Annotated in this window: 18 protein-coding genes and 1 tRNA gene; 8 read left to right on the top strand and 11 right to left on the bottom strand. The window is 66.3% G+C overall.

All coding sequences use genetic code 11. The annotated features are described in order from the left end of the window. Nucleotides 1-16 precede the first annotated feature (16 nt). A complete protein-coding gene (locus DCN14_RS26330) occupies nucleotides 17-1,054 on the bottom strand; it encodes an AraC family transcriptional regulator (protein WP_096508663.1) in 1,038 nt (345 codons plus the stop codon). Nucleotides 1,055-1,279: 225 nt separating this feature from the next. Between DCN14_RS26330 and DCN14_RS26335 the strand changes: the two genes are divergently transcribed. Next, the gene (locus DCN14_RS26335) at nucleotides 1,280-2,392 is read left to right on the top strand and encodes a fatty acid desaturase (protein ID WP_096508664.1); all 1,113 of its coding nucleotides are present in this window, start codon (nucleotides 1,280-1,282) and stop codon (nucleotides 2,390-2,392) included. Between the two features lie 29 nt (nucleotides 2,393-2,421). Here DCN14_RS26335 and DCN14_RS26340 read toward each other — a convergent pair whose 3' ends face one another. The 7 genes from DCN14_RS26340 to DCN14_RS26375 form a co-directional block, all read right to left on the bottom strand. Beyond that, the gene (locus tag DCN14_RS26340; protein WP_096508665.1) at nucleotides 2,422-3,042 is read right to left on the bottom strand and encodes an HAD family hydrolase; all 621 of its coding nucleotides are present in this window, start codon (nucleotides 3,040-3,042) and stop codon (nucleotides 2,422-2,424) included. Nucleotides 3,043-3,179: 137 nt separating this feature from the next. Further along, a complete protein-coding gene (locus tag DCN14_RS26345) occupies nucleotides 3,180-4,046 on the bottom strand; it encodes a hypothetical protein (protein ID WP_162826246.1) in 867 nt (288 codons plus the stop codon). A 51-nt stretch (nucleotides 4,047-4,097) separates the two neighbouring features. Beyond that, nucleotides 4,098-4,754, bottom strand: a complete 657-nt coding sequence (locus DCN14_RS26355) for a TerD family protein (RefSeq protein WP_096509030.1) — start codon at nucleotides 4,752-4,754, stop codon at nucleotides 4,098-4,100. 88 nt (nucleotides 4,755-4,842) lie between these two features. Next, on the bottom strand, nucleotides 4,843-5,859 hold the full coding sequence (locus DCN14_RS26360; RefSeq protein ID WP_096509029.1) for a DUF475 domain-containing protein: 1,017 nt from the start codon (nucleotides 5,857-5,859) through the stop codon (nucleotides 4,843-4,845). Between the two features lie 43 nt (nucleotides 5,860-5,902). Then, on the bottom strand, nucleotides 5,903-6,640 hold the full coding sequence (locus DCN14_RS26365; protein WP_096509028.1) for a VWA domain-containing protein: 738 nt from the start codon (nucleotides 6,638-6,640) through the stop codon (nucleotides 5,903-5,905). A 10-nt stretch (nucleotides 6,641-6,650) separates the two neighbouring features. Then, nucleotides 6,651-7,739: a toxic anion resistance protein gene (locus DCN14_RS26370; protein ID WP_096509027.1), complete on the bottom strand. Its 1,089-nt coding sequence runs from the start codon at nucleotides 7,737-7,739 to the stop codon at nucleotides 6,651-6,653. Nucleotides 7,740-8,346: 607 nt separating this feature from the next. After that, complete coding sequence (locus DCN14_RS26375) at nucleotides 8,347-8,976, bottom strand: LysE family translocator (protein ID WP_096509026.1); 630 nt, start codon at nucleotides 8,974-8,976, stop codon at nucleotides 8,347-8,349. Between the two features lie 470 nt (nucleotides 8,977-9,446). Here DCN14_RS26375 and DCN14_RS26380 point away from each other — a divergent pair, with 470 nt between their 5' ends. Continuing rightward, the gene (locus tag DCN14_RS26380; RefSeq protein WP_096509025.1) at nucleotides 9,447-11,648 is read left to right on the top strand and encodes a TonB-dependent siderophore receptor; all 2,202 of its coding nucleotides are present in this window, start codon (nucleotides 9,447-9,449) and stop codon (nucleotides 11,646-11,648) included. A 114-nt stretch (nucleotides 11,649-11,762) separates the two neighbouring features. Beyond that, nucleotides 11,763-11,853 (top strand) — tRNA-Ser (locus DCN14_RS26385). Nucleotides 11,854-11,972: 119 nt separating this feature from the next. On the opposite strand, the gene DCN14_RS26390 is transcribed toward DCN14_RS26385, so the two are convergent. The 3 genes from DCN14_RS26390 to acs all read right to left on the bottom strand — a co-directional run bounded on the left by DCN14_RS26390 (nucleotide 11,973) and on the right by acs (nucleotide 16,410). Beyond that, a complete protein-coding gene (locus DCN14_RS26390) occupies nucleotides 11,973-13,988 on the bottom strand; it encodes a sodium:solute symporter family protein (protein WP_096509024.1) in 2,016 nt (671 codons plus the stop codon). Between the two features lie 3 nt (nucleotides 13,989-13,991). Continuing rightward, nucleotides 13,992-14,342, bottom strand: a complete 351-nt coding sequence (locus DCN14_RS26395; RefSeq protein WP_096509023.1) for a DUF4212 domain-containing protein — start codon at nucleotides 14,340-14,342, stop codon at nucleotides 13,992-13,994. Between the two features lie 85 nt (nucleotides 14,343-14,427). Continuing rightward, entirely contained in the window at nucleotides 14,428-16,410 is a 1,983-nt protein-coding gene (gene acs / locus DCN14_RS26400) for an acetate--CoA ligase (RefSeq protein WP_115531451.1), read from the bottom strand. A gap of 332 nt (nucleotides 16,411-16,742) precedes the next feature. On the opposite strand from acs, the gene DCN14_RS26410 reads away from it, so the two are divergent. From DCN14_RS26410 to murI, 5 genes are all read left to right on the top strand, one after another. Further along, nucleotides 16,743-17,660: a DMT family transporter gene (locus DCN14_RS26410; RefSeq protein WP_096508957.1), complete on the top strand. Its 918-nt coding sequence runs from the start codon at nucleotides 16,743-16,745 to the stop codon at nucleotides 17,658-17,660. 114 nt (nucleotides 17,661-17,774) lie between these two features. Beyond that, entirely contained in the window at nucleotides 17,775-18,356 is a 582-nt protein-coding gene (locus DCN14_RS26415; protein WP_096508958.1) for a TIGR00645 family protein, read from the top strand. 44 nt (nucleotides 18,357-18,400) lie between these two features. Continuing rightward, nucleotides 18,401-19,924 carry a fumarate hydratase gene (locus DCN14_RS26420; protein WP_096508959.1) on the top strand — a complete coding sequence of 508 codons (1,524 nt, stop codon included), beginning with the start codon at nucleotides 18,401-18,403 and terminating at the stop codon, nucleotides 19,922-19,924. 194 nt (nucleotides 19,925-20,118) lie between these two features. Then, complete coding sequence (bfr, locus tag DCN14_RS26425; protein ID WP_096508960.1) at nucleotides 20,119-20,595, top strand: bacterioferritin; 477 nt, start codon at nucleotides 20,119-20,121, stop codon at nucleotides 20,593-20,595. Nucleotides 20,596-20,629: 34 nt separating this feature from the next. Continuing rightward, nucleotides 20,630-21,487, top strand: a complete 858-nt coding sequence (gene murI, locus DCN14_RS26430; protein WP_096508976.1) for a glutamate racemase — start codon at nucleotides 20,630-20,632, stop codon at nucleotides 21,485-21,487. Nucleotides 21,488-21,574 lie beyond the last annotated feature (87 nt).

Below are 21,574 nucleotides of genomic sequence, written 5' to 3' on the forward strand. Positions count from 1 at the left end.
CGCCGGCTCTTCGCCTTCAGCGCCGTTCGCTCGGCGCCACGCCGGTCCAGCGCTTGAACGCCCGCGTGAAATTCGCGCGGTCGGTATAGCCGACCCGCGCCGCGATCTCGTCGACCGGCAGCCGTGTGCCCTCGAGTAACCTGAGCGCGTCGCGCAGCCGGATTTCGTCGAGCAGCGTCGAATAGGTCGCGCCGAACTCCGCGAGCTTGCGCTTCAACGTGCGCGCCGACACGTGCAGTTCGCGCGCGACGTCGTCGACCGACGGATAACCGGCCTCCCCGCAGATCAGCAGGTTGCGCACGCGCTCGACGATGCTTTCCGCATAGCCGAGCCGCGCGAGCTCGGCCTCGCACTGCTGGACGATCATCTGCGCGGTCTGCGCGTTCGCGGTGCCGATCGGCTCGTCGAGCAGCGCGGCGTCGCAGCGGATGCGGTTCGCGCTCGCGTCGAAATGACAGCGCGGCAGCCGCACGCGATAGCGCTCGAACCACGGCGGCTCCGGCCATTCGAAGTGCAGTTCGGCACGCGACTGCAGCGTGCGCCCGGGCGCCGGATCGAGCAGCGAATTGAACAGGATCGCCGTCTCGACCAGGAAGTTCTCCATCGCGAACTGGCGCAGCCGGCCGAGCGGAAATGCCTCCAGCACGTCGATGTCGACGATTCCGTCGAGCTCGGCGAGCCGCACCGAAAAGAACGGCACACGGGTCGGCAAGTAACGGATGCCGAGCGCGATCGCCTCGCCGAGCGTGGCGCAACTCATCAGCCCGAAGCCGATCAACCCGGATTTCGTGAGGCTGCTGCGCAGGCCGATCTCGATCGCAATCGACGGATCGCCCGTCGCATCGAGCAGGTTGAATACGATCGCCGCCTGTTGCAGCGGCGTGATGCGCGCATCGGGCTGCGCGAGCCGCTCGCGCGCGACGCCCGAGCCGGCGAGAATGCGGCTCGCCTCGATGCCGCGCTCCTCGGCGAGCATCAGCATGAACAGCGCATACGCGGACGATACCGTCGCCTTGTTCAACTGGCGCGCGGCATCCGGGACGGACAGGGCCATGCGGCGGACTCCGGAGCGGTTTCGGCGGATTGTAGCGTCGCTGGCCCGCAATGACACCCCCGCGGCACTCTAGCCGCGCGGCGCGGGCCAGGGCGCCGGCGCATCGGCCAAGGTGGCCCGAAATGACACCATCATTGGCACCGGCGGCCCTCGCGTGCGCTCCGGGGCGCGCCTATGCTTGTCACATCGGCATTGCGCCCTACTCTTTCCCCTGGATTCCGCTCGATGAGCCAACCCGCACGAACCGTCTTTCGCAACGACGCAGACAAGGTCGCGTACGTCCGCCGCGAGGTCAACGCCGCGAGCGATGCGCTTCGCGCGCGTTTTCCGCTGCTCGACCGCCAGAACGTCGTCGGTGCGACCGTGATGACCGTGTCGGTGAGCGCGATGCTCGCGATCGCGTGGCTGTATGCGCGCGGCGCGATCGCGTGGTACGTCGCGCTGCCGCTTGCCGCGTTCGTCACGTCGCTGATCCACGAGCTCGAGCACGACCTGATCCACCTGATGTACTTCAAGAAGACGCCGTGGGCCTATCACCTGATGATGGCGCTGTGCTGGCTCACGCGGCCGGGCACGATCAACCCGTGGACGCGTCGGCGCATGCACCTGCATCACCACAAGGTGTCGGGCGGCGAATCGGATCTCGAGGAATTCGGCATCACCAACGGCGAACGCTGGGGCGTGAAGCGGCTGCTGATGATCGCGGACGGGATGCTCGCCGTCGTGCTGCGGCCGGACGCGATGCGCCGCAAGGTCAAGCAGTACGTCGCCGCGCAGCCGGTGCAGGATGCGGCCGAGCGCGCGCAGTTGCGCGTCGAACAGGTGTCGTCGTACATGCCGATCGGTCACGCGTACTACGCGCTGTGGCACGCGTTCATCGTCTATCACGCCGGCCTGTTCGCGCTGCATGCGTTCGGCCATGCACCGAACGTGCCGCCGATCGTCGGGCACGTGATGAGCGTCGTCGATTTTCTCGCGGTGGTGTGGCTCGGGCCGAACTTCGTGCGCAGCTTCTGCATCAACTTCGTCAGCTCGAACATCCATTATTTCGGCGACATCGATTCGCGCAACGTGATCCAGCAGACGCAGGTGCTCAACCCGTGGTGGATGCTGCCGTTCCAGCTGTTCTGCTTTAACTTCGGCAGCACGCACGCAATCCATCACTTCGTGGTGCGCGATCCGTTCTACATCCGCCAGCTGACCGCGCGAACCGCGCATGCGGCGCTGCGTGAAGTCGGTGTGCGGTTCAACGACGTCGGCACGTTCAGGCGCGCGAATCGCTGGGGTGCTTATCAACCGTATCGCGGTACGCGTGGCGCGCAGCAGGCCGACGCATAACGCACACGGCCGCGGCCCCCTTCACCGGATCAATCGCCGATCGCCGGCATCGGGCCGTGTCCGCGAATCCATGCCCAGTTCGCGAGTTCGGCCATTTCCTTGTCGCCGCGGCTGTCGCCGTACGCGAACAGTTTCGCGGGCGGCTGATTCCCCCACCAGCCGCGCAAGCGCACGACCTTCTGCGGCCCCCAGCAATTCTCGCCGTTCAGCCGTCCGGTGAACACGCCACGCTCGAACGCGAGGCGCGTCGCGAGCACCGTGTCGATGCCGGCCGTCGTCGCCCACTTCTCCAGATACAGCGACGGCGACGCGCTGACCAGCACGACTTCGTGCCCGCGCGCCCGATGCTCGCGAATCCGCTCGAGCATGTCCGGACGCACGAGGTTCGGCAGATAGCCGTCGACGAACCGGCGCGCCAACGTGTCGAGCGCGTCCTCGCGCATCGGCCCGAACGCAAACCCGGCGAACTTCGCCTTCGCGTCGCCGCGCGACAGCAGCCCCGCCTTCATCGCGACGATCCACGGCAGCGCGCACAGGCCGGCCCATGCGAAACGCGGCGTGCCGACCGCGTAGCGGACGAAATGACGGAAGCTGTCGGTAGTCGTGATGGTGCCGTCGAAATCGAAGGCGGCAACGATGCGGTCGGTCATGGCGAGACGGGGAAGCAGTGAGATGCCCCGGAAGATAGCAGAATCGCGCCGGTCCACGCGAAACGGCGTGCTGCCGTACGCGTCGCGCCGCGAACGCGCGCACCGGCGCGCGCGTGCGTGCGGTTCGTGTCGTTTGCTCAGCGCTGCGGCCGCGCCGCCAGCGCAGCCGGCAGCACGACGTTCATCAGGTGATCGGCGCGCGACAGCAGATCGGTCACGCGCTCGTCGAGCCCGCGCAGTTGCGCGGGCTGCATCCGGATCTGCTGGACAGCCTGCCCGACGATGTTGCGACGGTCGAACAGCGTGCGCTCGATACCGGCGTCATCCGGCGCGCGCACGACGTCCGACACAGCACTCAGCGCCGCGAGCACCACCACGAGGTTTTCTTCCGCATGACGGACCTTCGCGGCGAGTTCCTCGGTGCGCCGCGGGAAAAAACCGAGCGACTGCTTGAGCGCGCCGAGCGCCGCACGGTAGTCGACGTGCGCCGACGCCGCGCCGAACCAGCGGTCGAGCATGCCGGCCTTGCGCGTCGCCTGCGCGAGCATCCCGGCCATCATGTCGGCCGCGCCGAGTTCGTTGAATTCGCGCGTCGTCGCCGCGACGGCTTCGACGAGATTGCCGGCCGTCTCCAGCGCCCCGTCGCCGATCGTCGCGACCGTCGCGAGCTTGAGCGGCACCAGTTGCCGGATATGCCGCTCGATGCGCGGCGCGTAATCGGGATAGAGATTCGGGAAGCTGGCCTGCGCGGCCCGAAAGCATGCTTCGAGCTGCGGATGGTTCGATCCGCCGAACAACGCGCGGCCCAGCGCATCGGCAGGCGCCGCGCGCGCGGCCTGCCCGGGCGCCGGCCCCAGGTCGAGCGCCTGCGGCGCCGGCCGCTCGGGCGCACGCGCGGCCGGCACACCGGCCGCCGCCGGCGTGTCGAACGCAAGACGCCCGGGCGTGCGCTCGGGCGTCGTATCGAACTCGAGCCGCTTCGGCTCGTCGGACGGATTCGTCATCGATGCTTGCTGCCCGGCGCCGCGCAGTCGCGCCGGCCGGGCTGCCGCCAGTCAGACCGCGCCGCCGTACGCGCGCACGAAATCGCCGAGGCCACGGTTGTAGCCGGCGCCGACCGCCTTGAACATGAAGTGGCCGTCGCGACGATAGAAGCTGCCCACCTGCACCGACGTCTCCATCGAGAAGTCTTCCTCGAGCGTGTACTTCGCGATCACCGCGCCCGACACCTCGTCCGCGATCTGGATGTAGCTGTTGCGAACCTGCCCGAAATTCTGGCGGCGCGCTTCGGCCTGGTCGATCGTCACCACCACCGAGATTTCCTCGACGTCGGCCGCGAGCTTCGTCACGTCGATGAAGATCACCTCGTCGTCGCCGTCGCCGCTGCCCGTGCGGTTATCGCCGCTATGCACGACGCCCAGGCACTTCGAGGCGGGCATCCCGCGCTTCGGGAAATCGTCGCCCGGCTGGATGAAGGTTTCCTTGCGCTCCATCGTGCGCACTTCGCTGTTGTAGAACACGAAGTGCTGGTCCGAGATCAGCTTCGGATTGCTCTGCCCGTCGTACTTGCACAGGAACACCGACACGTCGAGATCGAAATCCGAACCCGTGTCCGTCGCGTTCGCGTCCCAACCGAGACCGATGCGGAATTTCTGCGTGCCGGGCGCTTCCTTCGACAGGTTGACGCGACCGCCTTTCGACAAATTGATCATCTGAACCTCTTCTGCTGGAACCGCCGTTGTGCCGGCGGCAATGCCGGGCCGCACCGCGCGGCCCCTGGTTGATGTGGTGCGTGCTGCGTTACTCGCCTGCCACCGCAGTCCGGTCTTCCCTGCGCTGCACGATGATCGACGACCACACGGCCGCCGCGATCATCGCCGCGCCGATCAGGCCCGTGATGACTTCGGGCACGTCGAACTTCACGCCGAGGAACATGATCGCCGCGAGCGCGCCGATCGCCCAGAACGCGCCGTGTTCGAGATAGCGGTACTGCGCGAGCGTGCCCTTCTTCAGCAGCACGAGCGTCATCTCCCGGATGTAGGCCGCGCCGACGCCGAGACCGAGCGCGATCAGGAAGATGTTGTTCGACAGCGCGAACGCGCCGATCACGCCGTCGAAGCTGAACGACGAATCGAGCACTTCGAGGTACAGGAAACCAGCAACACCTTCGCGCACCACGCGGGTGCCCGTGTCCTCGCCGCCGACCAGGTCGCCCACGCCGTGCGCGATCACGAAGCCGATCACGCCGAACGCGCCCGCGAGCAGGAAGCTCACCTGCTCCGCGGCCGGCACGTAGAACGACGCGACGATCACGATCGCGAGCGTCAGCGCCACTTCCAGCGCCGTGATGCGGCCGAGATGGCGCATCGGGCCTTCGAGAAAGCCGATCCAGTGTTCGTCCTTCTCGGTGTCGAGCATGAACTTGAAGAACACCATCAGCAGGAACGCGCCGCCGAACGCCGACACCTCGTGATGCGCGGAGGTCAGCACCGCCGCGTACTTCCCGGGCGATTCGATCGCGAGCGTCAGCGCGTCCCACAGGCCGATGTGGCCGATCACCGCGACGATCAGCAGCGGGAACACGAGCCGCATGCCGAACACGGCGACCGGCAGGCCGAACACCATGAAACGGTTGCGCCACTTCTCCGACCAGTTCTTCAGCACGGAGGCGTTGACGACCGCGTTGTCGAGCGACAACGAGATTTCGAGTACCGACAGGACCGCGACGATCAGCATGTCCTTCACGCCGCCGAGCAGATAGGCGGCAACCAGCGCGATCACCGTGAGCGACAGCGGAATCTTGAAGTCTTTCAACATGATTGGGGTATGGGGTTCCGGAAAATGGGCGTGCGGGCTGCGCTTACTTCGCGCGCACCCAGTCGCAGAATTCCTGCGTGATCAGTTGTTCGTAAATGTGTTCGTCGCTCACGTCGAGCGATTCGAGATGCAGGAAGCCGACGTTCGGCATCTCGTCCGCGACTTCCGCGAGAAAATCGAATTCGCTCGGATCGCCGACACCGACGAGCGACCAGTACAGCGGGAAGTGCTGCGACTCGGCCAGCAGCTGGCGTACGCGCTTGCGGTCGTTCTTCGGGTTCTGGCCGTCGGTGACGAACAGCACCCATGCGGGCAGATCGCCGTTCACCGGTGCGGACGCGGCCGGGGCGGCGGTTTCGGCACCGCCGAACAGCCGGCTCAGAAAGCCGCGCTTTTCTTCGCGCCTGGGCTCCGGCGCGCGGAAGAAGAAGTCGACGATGTCGTTCATCACCGGCGCATACTGCGTGCCGCCCCACTTGTCGATCCGCGCTTCGAGCACGTGATCCGAAATGTACGAGCCGTAGTTTTCCGGCGTCGCGGTCGGCAGGCGGTCGTAGCCTTCGGTGAAGGTCCACGTGTCGACTTCGCCGTTGTCGTCGAACTTCAGTGCAATGCCGAGGATCCGGTCGTGCGTCTCCTGGATCACGCCCGACTGGTAAAGCGGCTTCGCGGAACCCGAGATGTCGAGCGCCGCGCCGACGCGCACGACGGGCGGCTTCAGGATCTGGCGTTTTTCGAGGACGATCGCGACCTTCGCCGCGCGTTTCTCAAGCGTAATCATGCGGTGTTCCTCAATGGTGCTTCGGAGCGAATCGGGTGATCAGGTCTTGCTCGAGCTGGCGCAGGCGCGGTGCGTCCTGCTCGCGCTGGCGCTTGCCGTCGGCGATGATCTGCGTGATGTCGTCGAACGCGCCGAACAGTTGCTGTTGCGCATATTCGAACGTGTCGGTCGAGATCACCGGGCGCTGGCCGAGCTTCGCGACTTCCTGCGCGTTCTGCCGATTCAGGTCGGCTTGCGCGCGAATCGCCTCGTCGGCCGCGTCGTACGTCGCGTTCGCGAGCGCCGCCGCGCGCTTCGTGCCGAGTTGCTCGAGGTAGAGCGCGAACGCGTTGGTCCACGCGGGAATCAGCACCGTCTTGATCGTCATGAACTTCGACGTCAGCGTGCGTTTCTGGTCCTGCTCCATCCGGATCTGCGGCGCGAGCTGCTTCGACATCAGCATCGCGCGGTCGAGATCGTCGAGCTTGCTTTCGAGCGCGTCGACCTTGCGCTTCACGTCGAGCAGGCGCTGCGCGGCAAACGCATCGTCCGCCGGCTGCTGGCCGGCCGCGAGATGCGCACGCAGCGCCGCGAGCGCCGTTTCGCCGAGCGCCTTCGCCTGCGCGAGCTCCTGGTGCAGCGCGTAGTTGTCGTTGTACATGCGCTCGAGCTCGTCGATGCCGGCCTTCTGGCGCTGCGCATGCGTCTCGAGTTCGACGACGAGCGTATCCATCCGCTTGCTCACCGACTCGTATTGCGACAGCAGCTTCTCCTTGGTCGAGCGGAACAGCCGCGTGACCTGCGTGAGCAGCCCGCCCTTGTCGGCGCCGCGCGGGTCGAGCCCCTTCGCGGTCGCGATCAGCTCGTTGAGCTTGTCGCCGAACTGGTCGGCATCCGACGCGCGCACGCTCGTGAGAATCTGCTGCGAGAAAGCGGCGATTCGCGTGCCCTGCGCCGCACCGAGCTGGTCGATCTCGTCGACGGTGATCAGGCGCACGTTCTCCGGCGCGGGTGCGACCGGCGCGACGGCGGCGACAGGAACCGCGACGGGGGACAAAGACGGGGTGGAAGGACGATCGCTGACCGCATCGGATTTCTTGTCATCGAATAGCGGTTTCATGTGGCTGCCACGTTTCCTTTTTTGCTTTTGCTGCGTGTTGTCGTGCGCGCGAGGCGCGCATCCGATTGCCGTCGTGCTCTCTCACGGGCGGCAGACGGACAATAAATGCCGTGGCCGCATGGCGTCAAGGGATCGAATTCTTTCAAATTCCATTCATTTTGTAATCAGACACGTCGATGCCTCGGCCACGCAATGCCGCGCCTGCGGCCATGTCCGGCTGCCGCGCGGGATTCCGGCGCGTCCAGGCTTACATGTCGGATCAATGCGAAATGAAGTTGAAATAATCGGATTTCCGGAGATTCCGGACGACCTGGATGCCGTCGACGGATGCCCGCGCCGATCGACCGCGGGTTATCGGGCCTGCACGTGGAACAGACCGGCGGGGATGGGACGCGCAACCTCAACCGGTCACGAATCGTGAAATTGCGCCGTCAGTCGATGCCCACGGAACGTCGGCACGGCACGTAACGTCACGTCATGCACACATGCATGACGCGGACACCGCATCGACCGTGCATCGCGCGTGCAACGTCGGCAGGTCCTTCAACACGCGAGCGGGCACGATGCCGGCCGCGGCGTGCCGCTTTCCCGATGCATCGGCGTGTCGTCAGTTCACGCTCTTCCGATACAACGCCACATACCCGGCGAGCATCAGCAGCAGCGATCCGCTGACCCGGTTCAGCCACTTCTCCCCGGCCGCCTTCCAGACGCGCACCGAATGCACGCCGAGCAGCGCGTAGCCGGTCATCCCGATGACGTCGATCGCGACGATCGTCGCCGCGAGGATCGCGTATTGCGGCGCGACCGCATGCGAACGGTCGACGAACTGCGGCAGCAGCGCCGACATGAACAGGTAGTACTTCGGATTGCTCATCGCGACGAAGAAGCTCTTCAGGAAGGCAGTCCGGCGATCGGGCGTCGTGAGATCCGGCTCCTGTGCGGCAGGCGCACGGCCGCTCGACATCAGCATCCGGATGCCGACGTACGCGAGCCACGCGGCACCCAGCAGCTTCAGCGTCACGAACGCGGTTTCGGACGCTTCGAGAATGACGCCTAAGCCGAACCCGACCAGCGCAACCAGCACCACGTCGGCCGTCACCGCACCGAGCATGCCGACCATCGCGTGACGCAACCCGTAGCGCGAACCGTTGCTCATCGCGAGCAACACCGTCGGGCCGGGCGTCGCCACGCCGACGGACAGAATCAGGGCAAATGCGAGCAGTGCGGGGATCGTCATGAGCGGGCGGGCGTTGTGAAAGGGATTCGTGATTCGTGCGGGCGGCATGCGCGTCGTTTCGGCGGTGGGGCTGCGCCGGCCGGTTCGCGAGGCGAGGCAGGAATCGACGCGTTCAATGATCGCACGATTGCCGCGCCACGCGCTTGCCGGCCGAACGGTGAACGTTCGATAAGAAACATGACTGCCGAATCTCGTGACCACGCGGCGGCGAATCCGTCCGCCACCCGGATTTCGGCGCGACGAGCCGCCCTTCCCGCTCCCCCTCCCGTCGCGCCGCCCGACACACCATTTCGAGACGATTTTCCCAAATAGAGACACGTCTCATTATCAAACGACAATGATTCTCGTTTACGCTATACTCCGCGCCCATATCCAAAACGGCGTCCGCGACAGCACGGACCCGACTCTCCGCCCGGATTCCGACTTGCCACCCTGGGACGGACCACCCGACCACATCCGTTTTGCGTCCCATGTCGACACTCTCGTTTCCTGTCCGGCGTCTTACGCCAATTGCTTTCGGCATTGCGCTTGCCTGCGCGATGCCTGCCGCCGCGCTCGCACAGACGGCCGCCGCCTCGGCCGTCTCCTCCGACACCGCGCCGGCGCCCGCCGCCGACACCGCCGTGCTGCCATCGATCAACGTCACCGGCACCGCCGATCCGCTGCCGGGCGACCTCGCGCCGACCTATGCGGGCGGTCAGGTCGCGCGCGGCGCGGACTTCGGCGTGCTCGGCCGGCAAAAGGCGAGCGACGTGCCGTTCAGCATGACCACCTATACGTCGAAACTGATCGAGGACCAGCAGGCGCGCACGCTCGCCGACGTGCTCGACAACGATCCGGCCGTGCGCAGCGCATCCGGGTACGGCAACTACTCGCAGGTGTTCGTGATCCGCGGCTTCGAGCTCGACGGTGACGACGTGTCGCTGAACGGCCTGTACGGCGTCACCCCGCGCCAGCTCGTCGAAACCGACGCGATCGAGCGCGTCGACGTCTTCAAGGGTGCGAATGCGTTCCTGAACGGCGCGTCGCCGAACGGCTCGGCGATCGGCGGCGGCGTGAACCTGCAGTTGAAACGCGCGGACGACAAGCCGCTCACGCGCGTGACCGTCGACGGCTCCGTATCCGGCTCGCTCGGCACGCACGTCGACGTCGGCCGCCGCTTCGGCAACGAAGGGCAGTTCGGCGTGCGCGTGAACCAGTCGATCGGCGGCGGCGACACGGCCGTCGACGGCGAGCGCCGCCGCAACAATGTGACGGCCGTGTCGCTCGACTGGCGCGGCGACAAGCTGCGCGTGTCCGGCGATTTCCTGTATCAGCGGCAGCGGATCGACGGCGGCCGCTCCGTCGTGCTCGTGAACGGCAACCAGTTGCCGGGCGTGCCGTCGGCCACGCACAACTATGCGCAGCCGTGGAGCTACAGCGAGCTCGAGGACACCGTCGGCATCGTGCGCGCCGAATATGACTTCCTGCCCGCGTGGACCGCCTATGTCGCGGCCGGCGTGCGTCACACGAACGAGCATGGCGACTACTACACGCCGACCTACTCGTCGTCCGGCACGACCGGCTCGCGCCTGAGCGTGCCGCACAAGGAGGACGCGCAGTCGGCCGAAGCCGGCGTGCGCGGCCGTTTCACGACCGGCCCCGTGTCGCATTTCGTGACGCTCGGCGCGTCGTTCATCCGTATCGACAGCCAGTCCGCCTACACGATGTCGAGCGCGTTCCCGACGACGCTCTACGATCCGTCGGCCGTCGCGTTTCCGTCGACCGCCTATGCGGGCGGCGACATGGATGATCCGGGCACGGTGATGAAGACGTGGCTGCGCAGCGTCGCGGTGTCCGACACCATCGGCTTCCTCAACGATCGCGTGCTGTTCACGATCGGTGCGCGCCGCCAGTCGATCTCGGTCGACAACTTCGACTACACGGGCGCGGTGTCGTCCACGTACAGCGACGCGATCACGACGCCCGTGTTCGGTCTCGTGTTGAAGCCGTGGCAGAACGTATCGATCTTCGCGAACCGCAGCGAGGCGCTCGCGCAGGGCGAAATCGCGCCGAGCACCGCGCGCAACGCAAACCAGTCGCTGTCGCCCTACCGCTCGAAGCAGGTCGAGGCCGGCATTCGCTACGACACGAACAAATACGGCGCCTCGCTTGCGCTGTTCCAGATCGAGAAGCCGATGGCGTACACCGATCCGTCGTCGAACGTGTTCGGCGCCGACGGCACGCAGCGCCATCGCGGCATCGAGACGGCCGTGTACGGCGAACCGTGGAAGGGCGTGCGATTGATCGCGGGCGCGACCTACCTGAACGCGACGCTGCAGAACACGGCCGGCGGCACCAACGACGGCAACCGGCCGATCGGCGTGCCGTCGTTCCTGCTCAATGCGGGCGCCGAATACGACGTGCCGGCGCTGCACGGCCTCACGCTGACCGCGCGCTGGATCCACACGGGGCCGCAATACCTCGACGTCGCGAACACGATGTCGATCCCGGCGTGGGACCGTTTCGATCTCGGCGCGCGTTATGCGACCGAACTGTTCGGCAAGAAGACGACGTTCCGCGCGACCGTGCGCAACGTCGCGAACAAGTCGTACTGGTCGTCGACGATCGGCGGGTATCTGACACAGGGCGATCCGCGCTCGGTATGGCTGTCGATGACGACGGACTTCTGACGCGGGCGAAGGCCCGCCGCGCGGGCCCCGGCGGCCGGATTCCGGGCAGCTTCGACGGGTCGTCGAAAGGGGGTGGCGAGGGGCCGCCAGAGTTTGCTATACTCTCGGTCTTCCGGAGAGATGGATGAGTGGTTTAAGTCGCACGCCTGGAAAGCGTGTATAGGTTAATCGCCTATCGGGGGTTCGAATCCCCCTCTCTCCGCCAGACATACTGAAAGCCCCGCAGAATCAACGATCTGCGGGGCTTTTTCTTTATCGCTCGCTGAACACCGGCGTTGCGCCCGCCGACGGAAAATCCCGCGCCGCCGGGATCGGTCGCGCCCCTCACGGATGCCTGATGTAATCCACCAACGCCCGCGTATATTCATCCGGCGGCCGGTCGAGCAAGCTCACCGCAATCGCCACCGCGAACCCGGCCGGCACACCGAACACGCCCGAACTGATCGGCTCGATCCCGAACCACGTGCGCCCGGCAAACCCCGTGAGCTGCGTGAAGTACGGATACGTCGACACGATGTAGTACACGCACACCGCGAGCCCCGTCACCATCCCGGCGATCGCACCGCGCGTCGTCGTCCGTTTCCAGAACACCCCGAGCACCAGCACCGGAAAGAAACTCGACGCCGCGAGTGAAAACGCCGCCCCCACCAGAAACAGGATCTTCCCCGTATTGAGCGACGCGACATACGACGCGAACAGCGCGACGCCGAGCAGCAGCACCTTCGAGATCGTCACGCGCCGCTGGCTCGACGCATCCGGCGCGACCATGCAGTAATAGACGTCGTGCGACAACGCATTCGCGATCGTCAGCAGCAACCCGTCCGCGGTCGACAACGCAGCCGCCAGTGCACCGGCCGCGATCAACCCCGACACCACATACGGCAACCCCGCGATCTCCGGCGCGGCCAGCACGACCATGTCCGGCTGCATCTGGATTTCCGACCAGTGCACGATGCCGTCGCGAATCACCTCGACGACACTGATCAGGTCGGGTTCGAAGTGATGCCACTGCGTGACCCACGCGGGCAATTCGGCGATCGGCCGCCCGACGAGGTTCGCAAGAATCTCGTACTTGATCATCACCGCGAGCACCGGCACGCTCAGGTAGAACAGCGCGATGAAGAACAGCGTCCACCCGACCGAACGGCGCGCGGACGCCACCGACGTCGTCGTGTTGTAGCGCGTCAGGATGTGCGGCAGGCTCGCGGTGCCGAGCGACAGGCACAGCAGCAGCGCGAGGAAATTCCGCTCGCGCGGCTTGCGCTCGTCGTCGTTCGCGGCGGGAAACGGCTCGTGCATCGGCACCGGCGGCTCGGCGCGCGCAAGCAGGTCGTCGCGCGTCTGTGTCCACGCGACGCGCGCCGCCGTCGGGTCACGCGGAAAATCGGCCAGCTCGCGCTCGCGCTGATTGATCTCGCGCAGCGGACCGTTGTGGCGCCGCAAGTCGGCAAGCTGGTCGACGAGTTGTCGCCGCGCATCCGCATACGACGCCGGCAAGCGGTCGAGCTGCGTCTGGATGACCGCGGCCTGCCGCCGATACGCATCGCGCACCTGCTGCTCTTCGGCTGCGTCGCGCACCTGCGCCTCGCGCGCCGCCACCCGCTCCATCAGCTTGCCGTAATTGAACTGCGGCACCGGCCCGAGCCCGTTCTTCATCGCGATCAGCGACACCGGTATCAGGATCGCGCTGATCAGGATGATGTACTGCGCGACCTGCGTCCACGTGACCGCGCGCATCCCGCCGAGAAACGAACACACGAGAATGCCGGCGAGCCCGCAGAAGATCCCGATCGCGAAATCGACACCGATGAAGCGCGTCGCGATCAGCCCGATCCCCTGGATCTGCGCGACCAGATAGACGAACGAGCACAGGATCGCCGCGCCGGCCGCGAGCGCGCGCACGGCGGTGCTCGAAAAGCGCGTGCCGAGAAAATCGGGAATCGTGTAGCGCGCGAGCTTGCGCACATACGGCGCGAGCAAAAACGCGACGAGGCAGAAGCCGCCCGTCCAGCCCATCACGTAGGCGAGCGCATCGTAGCCGGTGGCGTAAAGCGAGCCGGCGAGCCCGATGAACGACGCCGCCGACAGCCAGTCGGCCGCCGTCGCCATCCCGTTGAACGCGGACGGCACGCGCCGCCCGGCCACGTAGTATTCGACGAGATCGGACGTGCGCGACAACAGTCCGATCACCGCATACACGGCGATCGGCACGAACAGGAACACGTAGCCGATCCACACGCCGGAGCCGGTCGCGCGCTCGATTCGCCACAGCAACGCGATGAAGCCGAGAAAGCCGAGCGTGTAGAGCGCGTACGCGCGAATCAGTCGATGCGTCAGCATGGATCAGCGGGCATTGTGCGCATCGCTCGCGTGCATGGCATGGTCGTCGTACGCGCGGCGCAGCATGCGATCCGCGCGCTGCATCAGGCCGATGTAGACGACGATCAGCACGAGATACACGAGAATCGCGCCTTGCGCGCCGACGTAGAACGGCAGGCTGAAACCGGCGAAGCGAAAGCCCGCGAGCGCGGGCGCGAAGAACGGCACGACGAACGACACCGTAAAGCCGATCGCCATCAGCACCGCGATCAGCGCGACGTTGAAGCGCCAATAGCGCGCATGCGCACGCGCAAGCGGCTCGGGAACGGGTGGCGGCACGGCGCGCGCCGGACGCGGACGGGACGAAACGGTCATGCCGTTATTTAGCAAAAAGCCCCTGCGCGGGCAATCGGGATTGCCGCGCAGGGGCTCGTACGCGCAATGCGCGCAACTGGCGCGATCAGCGCACTTCGGCGAGCTGGTCGAGGATCGCCGGGTTCTCGAGCGTGGAGGTGTCCTGCGTGATCGCCTCGCCCTTCGCGAGCGAGCGCAGCAGGCGCCGCATGATCTTGCCCGAGCGCGTCTTCGGCAGGTTGTCGCCGAAGCGGATGTCCTTCGGCTTCGCGATCGGCCCGATCTGCTTGCCGACCCAGTCGCGCAACGACTTCGCGAGCGCCGCGGCCTCCTCGCCTTCCGGACGCGAACGCTTCAGCACCACGAACGCGACCACTGCCTCGCCCGTCGTGTCGTCCGGGCGCCCGACCACCGCCGCTTCGGCAACCAGTTCGTGCGACACCAGCGCCGACTCGATCTCCATCGTGCCGAGCCGGTGGCCCGACACGTTCAGCACGTCGTCGATCCGGCCCATGATCGTGAAGTAGCCGGTGTCCTTGTCGCGCACGGTGCCGTCGCCGGCCAGATACAGCCGCCCGCCGAGCTCCTCGGGGTAGTAGCTCTTCCTGAAGCGCTCCGGGTCGCCCCAGATCGTGCGGATCATCGCCGGCCACGGACGCTTGACGACGAGGATGCCGCCTTGCCCGTTCGGCACGTCCTGGCCCGTCTCGTCGACCACCGCCGCCATGATGCCCGGCAGCGGCAGCGTGCACGAACCCGGCACCGTCGGCGTCGCGCCCGGCAGCGGCGTGATCATGTGGCCGCCGGTTTCGGTCTGCCACCACGTGTCGACGATCGGGCAGCGTTCCTGGCCGACGTGCTTGTGGTACCACATCCACGCTTCCGGATTGATCGGCTCGCCGACCGTGCCGATGATGCGCAGGCTCGACAGGTCGTAGCTCTTCGGGTGGACCTTGTCGTCGGCCTCGGCGGCCTTGATCAGCGAACGGATCGCGGTCGGCGCGGTGTAGAACACCGTGACCTTGTGGTCGCCGATCATCTTCCAGAAGCGGCCGGCGTCCGGCCAGGTCGGCACGCCCTCGAACACCACCTGCGTGCCGCCGCATGCGAGCGGGCCGTACGTGATGTACGTGTGGCCGGTGACCCAGCCGATGTCGGCCGTGCACCAGAACACGTCGTCGGGTTTCCAGTCGAAGGTCCACTTCATCGTCTGCGCGGCCCACAGCAGGTAGCCGCCCGTGCTGTGCTGCACGCCCTTCGGCTTGCCGGTCGAGCCCGACGTATAGAGGATGAACAGCGGATGCTCGGCGCCGACCCATTCCGGCGCGCACGTGTCGGACTCGGCGTCCGCCAGCGCGTGCATCCACAGGTCGCGCTCGGCATGCCAGTCGATCTTGCCGCCGGTGCGGCGATAGACGATCACGCTCTTGACGGCTTCGCAGCCGCCCATCGCGATGGCTTCGTCGGCGATGCTCTTGAGCGGCAGCGTCTTGCCGCCGCGCGCCTGTTCGTCGGCGGTGACGAGCGCGACGGCGCCGACGTCGACGAGCCGCTCGTTCAGCGATTTCGCGGAGAAGCCGCCGAACACGACCGAGTGCGTCGCGCCGATGCGCGCGCAGGCCTGCATCGCGACGATGCCTTCGATCGACATCGGCATGTAGATGACGACGCGGTCGCCCTTGGCGATCCCGCGTTTCTTCAGCGCATTGGCGAAGCGCGACACGCGTGCGAGGAGGTCGGCATAGGTGACGCGCGTGACGGTGCCGTCGTCGGCCTCGAAGATCACCGCGACGCGCTGGCCGTTGCCGGCTTCGACGTGGCGGTCGAGGCAGTTGTACGACGCGTTGAGCTCGCCGTCGTCGAACCACTTGTAGAACGGTGCGTCGCGCTCGTCGAGCACCTGGGTGAACGGCTTGTGCCAGCTGAGGCCTTCGCGTGCGAGACGCGCCCAGAAGCCTTCGTAATCGCGCTCGGCTTCGGCGGCCAGCGCCTGGTAGGCCGGCATGCCGGAAATGGTCGCCGCCTTCTCGAGCGCCTCGGGCGGCGCAAACTGGCGGGTTTCGTGAAGAACCGATTCAATCGCAGACATCGACTACCCCTTGGTGAACATGAATCCTCTGCATGGCGGCGCGATCGTGCGCGCCGCGCGTCTTGGCCGGCGCATGCGCGCCGCTGTCTCCCACTCACCCGCGCGCAGCCCGAAGGCTGCGCGCGATGCTGCGCCGCACCACGTCACGAGACGGTGGACGTACGGCCCGGCGGTTTCCACGATAAGCGCCTGAACTTACCCGTCACTTACGCGACCGCGCCGTTTCGCACACCGGGCCGCGCCGCTTTACGGTCAGCCGCTGCACGGTCAGCTTTACGCTGTTACAACCGCGACTCTACAATCCTAACTGAACTCGCCTCCCGGATTCCAGCTTGAATCGCTACGCCCTCTTCCTCATCCTGTCGATGCTGTTCGTCGGCAGCAACGTCGGTATCGGTAAATCCATCGTCGTCTTCGTCCCGGTCGCCATCCTCGCGACGCTGCGGTTCGTGATCGCGATCGCCGTGCTGTGGCCGCTGTTCAGTCCGGTGAAGATGCGGGCGGTCCGCCGCGCGGAATGGCTGAACCTGTTCCTGCAGGCGTTCTTCGGCACCTTCATGTTCACGCTGCTGATGCTCAACGGCGTGCAGCACACCAGCGCGGTCGCGGCCGGCGTGATCACGAGCACGATCCCGGCCATCGTCGCACTGTTCGCGTGGCTGATCCTGCGCGAAAAGCCGAACGGCCGCGCGCTCGTGTCGATCGCACTCGCGATCGCGGGCGTCGTGACGATCAACCTCGCCAACGGTAGCGCGGGCAGCGCGTCCGCGCACGGCGCCGGCGGCGCATCGTCCGGCTCGCTGACCGGCAACCTGCTGATCCTCGGCGCCGTATGCTGCGAATCGATCTACGTGATCCTGTCGCGCCGTCTCACGCAGACGCTCGCGCCGATCGACATCTGTGCATACACGCACCTGTTCGGCCTGCTGCTGATGCTGCCGCTCGGCGCGACGGCGCTGTGGCATTTCGATTACGCGAGCGTGCCGGCCGGCACCTGGGCGCTGGTGGTCTGGTACGGGCTGTCGGCCAGCATCTTCTCGTTCTGGCTGTGGATGAAGGGGATCCGCCACGTGCCGGGCAGTCTCGCCGGCGTGTTCAGCGCGGTGTTGCCGATCGCGGCAGCCGCCTATGGCATCGCGTTCCTCGGCGAGCGCCCGACGCTCGCACACGGCATCGCGCTCGCGTGCGTCGTCGCCGGCATCGGCCTCGCCAGCCTGCGCGGCAAGCGCGTGCCGGCAGCAGCAGCCTGATCCGTCCCCGGAAGTACCGGCGCGTCGCTGCAGTCGCGCCGGCCGACGCGTTACAATAGCGCGCCTTTTCGAGATTACCCCCCGATACCTGCGCACCGCGCCCGCACCTCAATCATGTCTGCCCCGCATTTGCCCGGCCCCGCCCGTCGTCCGCTGCGCCCGCTGCCCGCGCTGATCTTCATGAGCCGCTGGCTCCAGGTTCCGCTTTATCTGGGCCTGATCGTCGCGCAAGCCATCTACGTATTCCTGTTCCTGAAAGAAGTCTGGCACCTGCTGTCGCACGCGAGCAGCCTCGACGAAGTCAGCGTGATGCTCGCGGTGCTCGGCTTGATCGACGTCGTAATGATCTCGAACCTGCTGATCATGGTGATCGTCGGCGGCTACGAAACGTTCGTGTCGCGTCTCGGCATCGACGGCCACCCCGACGAGCCCGAGTGGCTCGACCATGTGAACGCGGGTGTGCTGAAGGTCAAGCTGTCGATGGCGCTCATCAGCATCTCGTCGATCCATCTGCTGAAGACCTTCATCAACCCGGACCAGCACACGACGCACGCGATCATGTGGCAGGTGATCATCCACGTGTCGTTCCTCGTGTCGGCACTCGTGATGGCGTGGGTCGACCGCCTGACGACGCACACGCACCCGGCCCATTTCCACGAGACGCATGCGCCAGCGGCGTCCCGACCTGCGGCCTGAACCGCCGCAACGCATTCCCCACAAGTCCCCACAGAGTCTCAGCCATGACCGTCATCAAACAGGAAGACCTGATCCAGAGCATCGCGGATTCGCTGCAGTACATCAGCTACTACCATCCGCTCGACTACATCCAGGCACTCGGCCGCGCGTACGAGCTGGAAGAGAGCCCGGCCGCGAAGGACGCGATCGCGCAGATCCTCACGAACAGCCGCATGTGCGCGGAAGGCCGCCGCCCGATCTGCCAGGACACCGGCATCGTCACGATCTTCGTGAAGGTCGGCATGGACGTGCGCTGGGACGGCGCGACGATGGGCCTCACCGACATGATCAACGAAGGCGTGCGCCGCGGTTACACGCACCCGGACAACGTGCTGCGCGCATCGATCGTCAATCCGCCGGAAGGCGCCCGCAAGAACACGAAGGACAACACGCCGGCCGTGATCCACTACGAGATCGTGCCGGGCGACAAGGTCGACGTGCAGGTCGCGGCGAAGGGCGGCGGCTCGGAGAACAAGTCGAAGTTCGTGATGCTCAACCCGTCCGACTCGATCGTCGACTGGGTGCTGAAGACGGTCCCGACGATGGGCGCGGGCTGGTGCCCGCCCGGCATGCTCGGGATCGGCATCGGCGGCACCGCTGAAAAGGCGATGCTGATGGCGAAGGAATCGCTGATGGAGCCGATCGACATCCAGGAAATCATCGCGCGCGGCCCGAAGGACTGGGTCGAGGAACTGCGCGTCGAGCTGCACGAGAAAGTCAACGCGCTGGGTATCGGCGCGCAGGGCCTCGGCGGCCTCGCAACCGTGCTCGACGTGAAGATCATGGCGGCCCCGACGCACGCGGCGTCGAAGCCGGTCGCGCTGATCCCGAACTGCGCGGCGACGCGCCACGCGCACTTCGTGCTCGACGGCTCGGGCCCCGCGAAGCTCGAAGCGCCGTCGCTCGACGCATGGCCGAAGGTCCAGTGGGAACCGAACACGGAAACGAGCAAGCGCGTCGACCTGAACACGCTGACGCCGGAAGAAGTCGCGAGCTGGGCTCCCGGCCAGACGCTGCTGCTGTCGGGCAAGATGCTCACGGGCCGCGATGCCGCGCACAAGCGCATCGCCGACATGCTCGCGAAGGGCGAGAAGCTGCCGGTCGACTTCACCAACCGCGTGATCTACTACGTCGGCCCGGTCGACCCGGTCCGTGACGAAGTGGTCGGCCCGGCAGGCCCGACGACGGCGACGCGGATGGACAAGTTCACCGAGACGATGCTCGCCCAGACGGGCCTGATCTCGATGGTCGGCAAGGCGGAACGCGGCCCGGTCGCGATCGACGCGATCAAGAAGCACAAGGCTGCATACCTGATGGCGGTCGGCGGCGCGGCGTACCTCGTGTCGAAGGCGATCCGCGGCTCGAAGGTGCTCGCATTCGAAGACCTCGGCATGGAAGCCATCTACGAGTTCGACGTGCAGGACATGCCGGTGACGGTGGCCGTCGATTCGTCGGGCACGTCGGTGCATCAAACCGGCCCGAAGGAGTGGCAGGCAAAGATCGGCAAGATCCCGGTCGCAACCGCTTAAGCGCGATCGAACGAAAGGCCGGACGGAAGTCCGGCCTTTTTACTTCTCATTCTCATTATTGCGCCCGGCCGGATATTCAAGGCTGATTCTCATTACACGCAAAAGGCAGGCCCGACAAGGCTTTGAGGCTTGGCTTTTCTCGTTCGAGCGATTATCGTTCGGTTTCTGAAGCCCCCACTGAACAAGGAACAGCCATGCAAGGCGACAAGAAAGTCATCGAATATCTGAACGCCCAACTGAAGAACGAACTCACGGCGATCAACCAGTACTTCCTGCATGCGCGCATGTACAAGCACTGGGGCCTCGAGAAGCTCGGCAAGCACGAATACGACGAATCGATCGGCGAAATGAAACACGCCGACTGGCTGATCGAGCGCGTGTTCATGCTCGACGGCCTGCCGAACCTGCAGGACCTGCACAAGCTGCTCATCGGCGAGGAAACCGAAGAGATCCTGAAGTGCGACCTGAAGCTCGAGCAGATTTCGCAGTCCACCTGCAAGGAAGCCATCGCCTACTGCGAATCGGTGCGTGACTACGTGTCGCGCGAGATCTTCGAGAAGATCCTCGACGACACCGAAGAGCACATCGACTGGCTGGAAACGCAGATCGACCTGATCGGCAAGGTCGGCCTGCAGAACTACCAGCAAACGATGATGGGCGCGTCCGAGTAAGCGCAACGATCGCCACCGCGCCGCCCGCATGACGATGACGAACCAGCCAGCCGCTTCCGGGGTCCGCCCCGCTGCCCCCGTCGGTATCTTCGATTCTGGGCTCGGCGGCCTGTCGGTGCTGCGCGCCGTGCGCGCGCACCTGCCCGGCGAATCGTTCATCTACGTTGCCGATTCGCAGCATGCGCCGTATGGGCTGCGCGACGAGGCGTTCATTACGGAACGCACGCTGGCGATCGGCGAGTGGCTCGCCCGCGAAGGCGCGAAGGCGCTCGTCATCGCATGCAACACCGCAACGGCGCGAGCGATCGCGGCCATCCGCGAACGCCTGTCGATACCGCTCGTCGGTGTCGAGCCGGGCATCAAGCCGGCCGCCGCGCTGTCGTCGACCGGCGTCGCGGGCGTCCTCGCGACCCAATCGACACTGAACAGCCCGCGCTTCCAGGCGCTGCTCGACCGCTACGGCGCCGGCCGCCGCTTCATCTGCCAACCCGGCCACGGGCTCGTCGAAGCGATCGAACGCGGCGACACCGACTCGCCCGCGTTGCGCGCGCTGCTCGCGCGTTACCTGCAGCCGATGCTCGACGACGGCGCCGATACGCTGGTACTCGGTTGCACGCACTACCCGTTCTTCACCGAAACGATCCGTGACCTTGTTGGCGACCGCCTGACGCTCGTCGACACGAGCGACGCCATCGCCCGCCAGCTCACGCGCGTGCTCGACGAACGCGGCCTGCGCGCGCCGGCCGGCACGCACGCCGCGCCGCCACGCTTCTGCTCGACCAGCGACGGCCTGCAGTTGCGCGCGCTCGCGTCGACGCTCCTCGGCCTCGATGCGCCGGTCGAATCCGTCACCATTTCCTCGCCGAACGCGCGCGCCTGCGCAACCGCCTGACGCGGGCCGGCACGCCGCCGGTACGCCCGCTCCCGCCGCACCTTTCGTTTCAAGGGTCCGATGACCTTAAAAAAAGCCCGCCTCAGG

Origin of the sequence: Burkholderia sp. IDO3, assembly GCF_003366075.1 — a bacterium.
GTDB lineage: Bacteria > Pseudomonadota > Gammaproteobacteria > Burkholderiales > Burkholderiaceae > Burkholderia > Burkholderia anthina.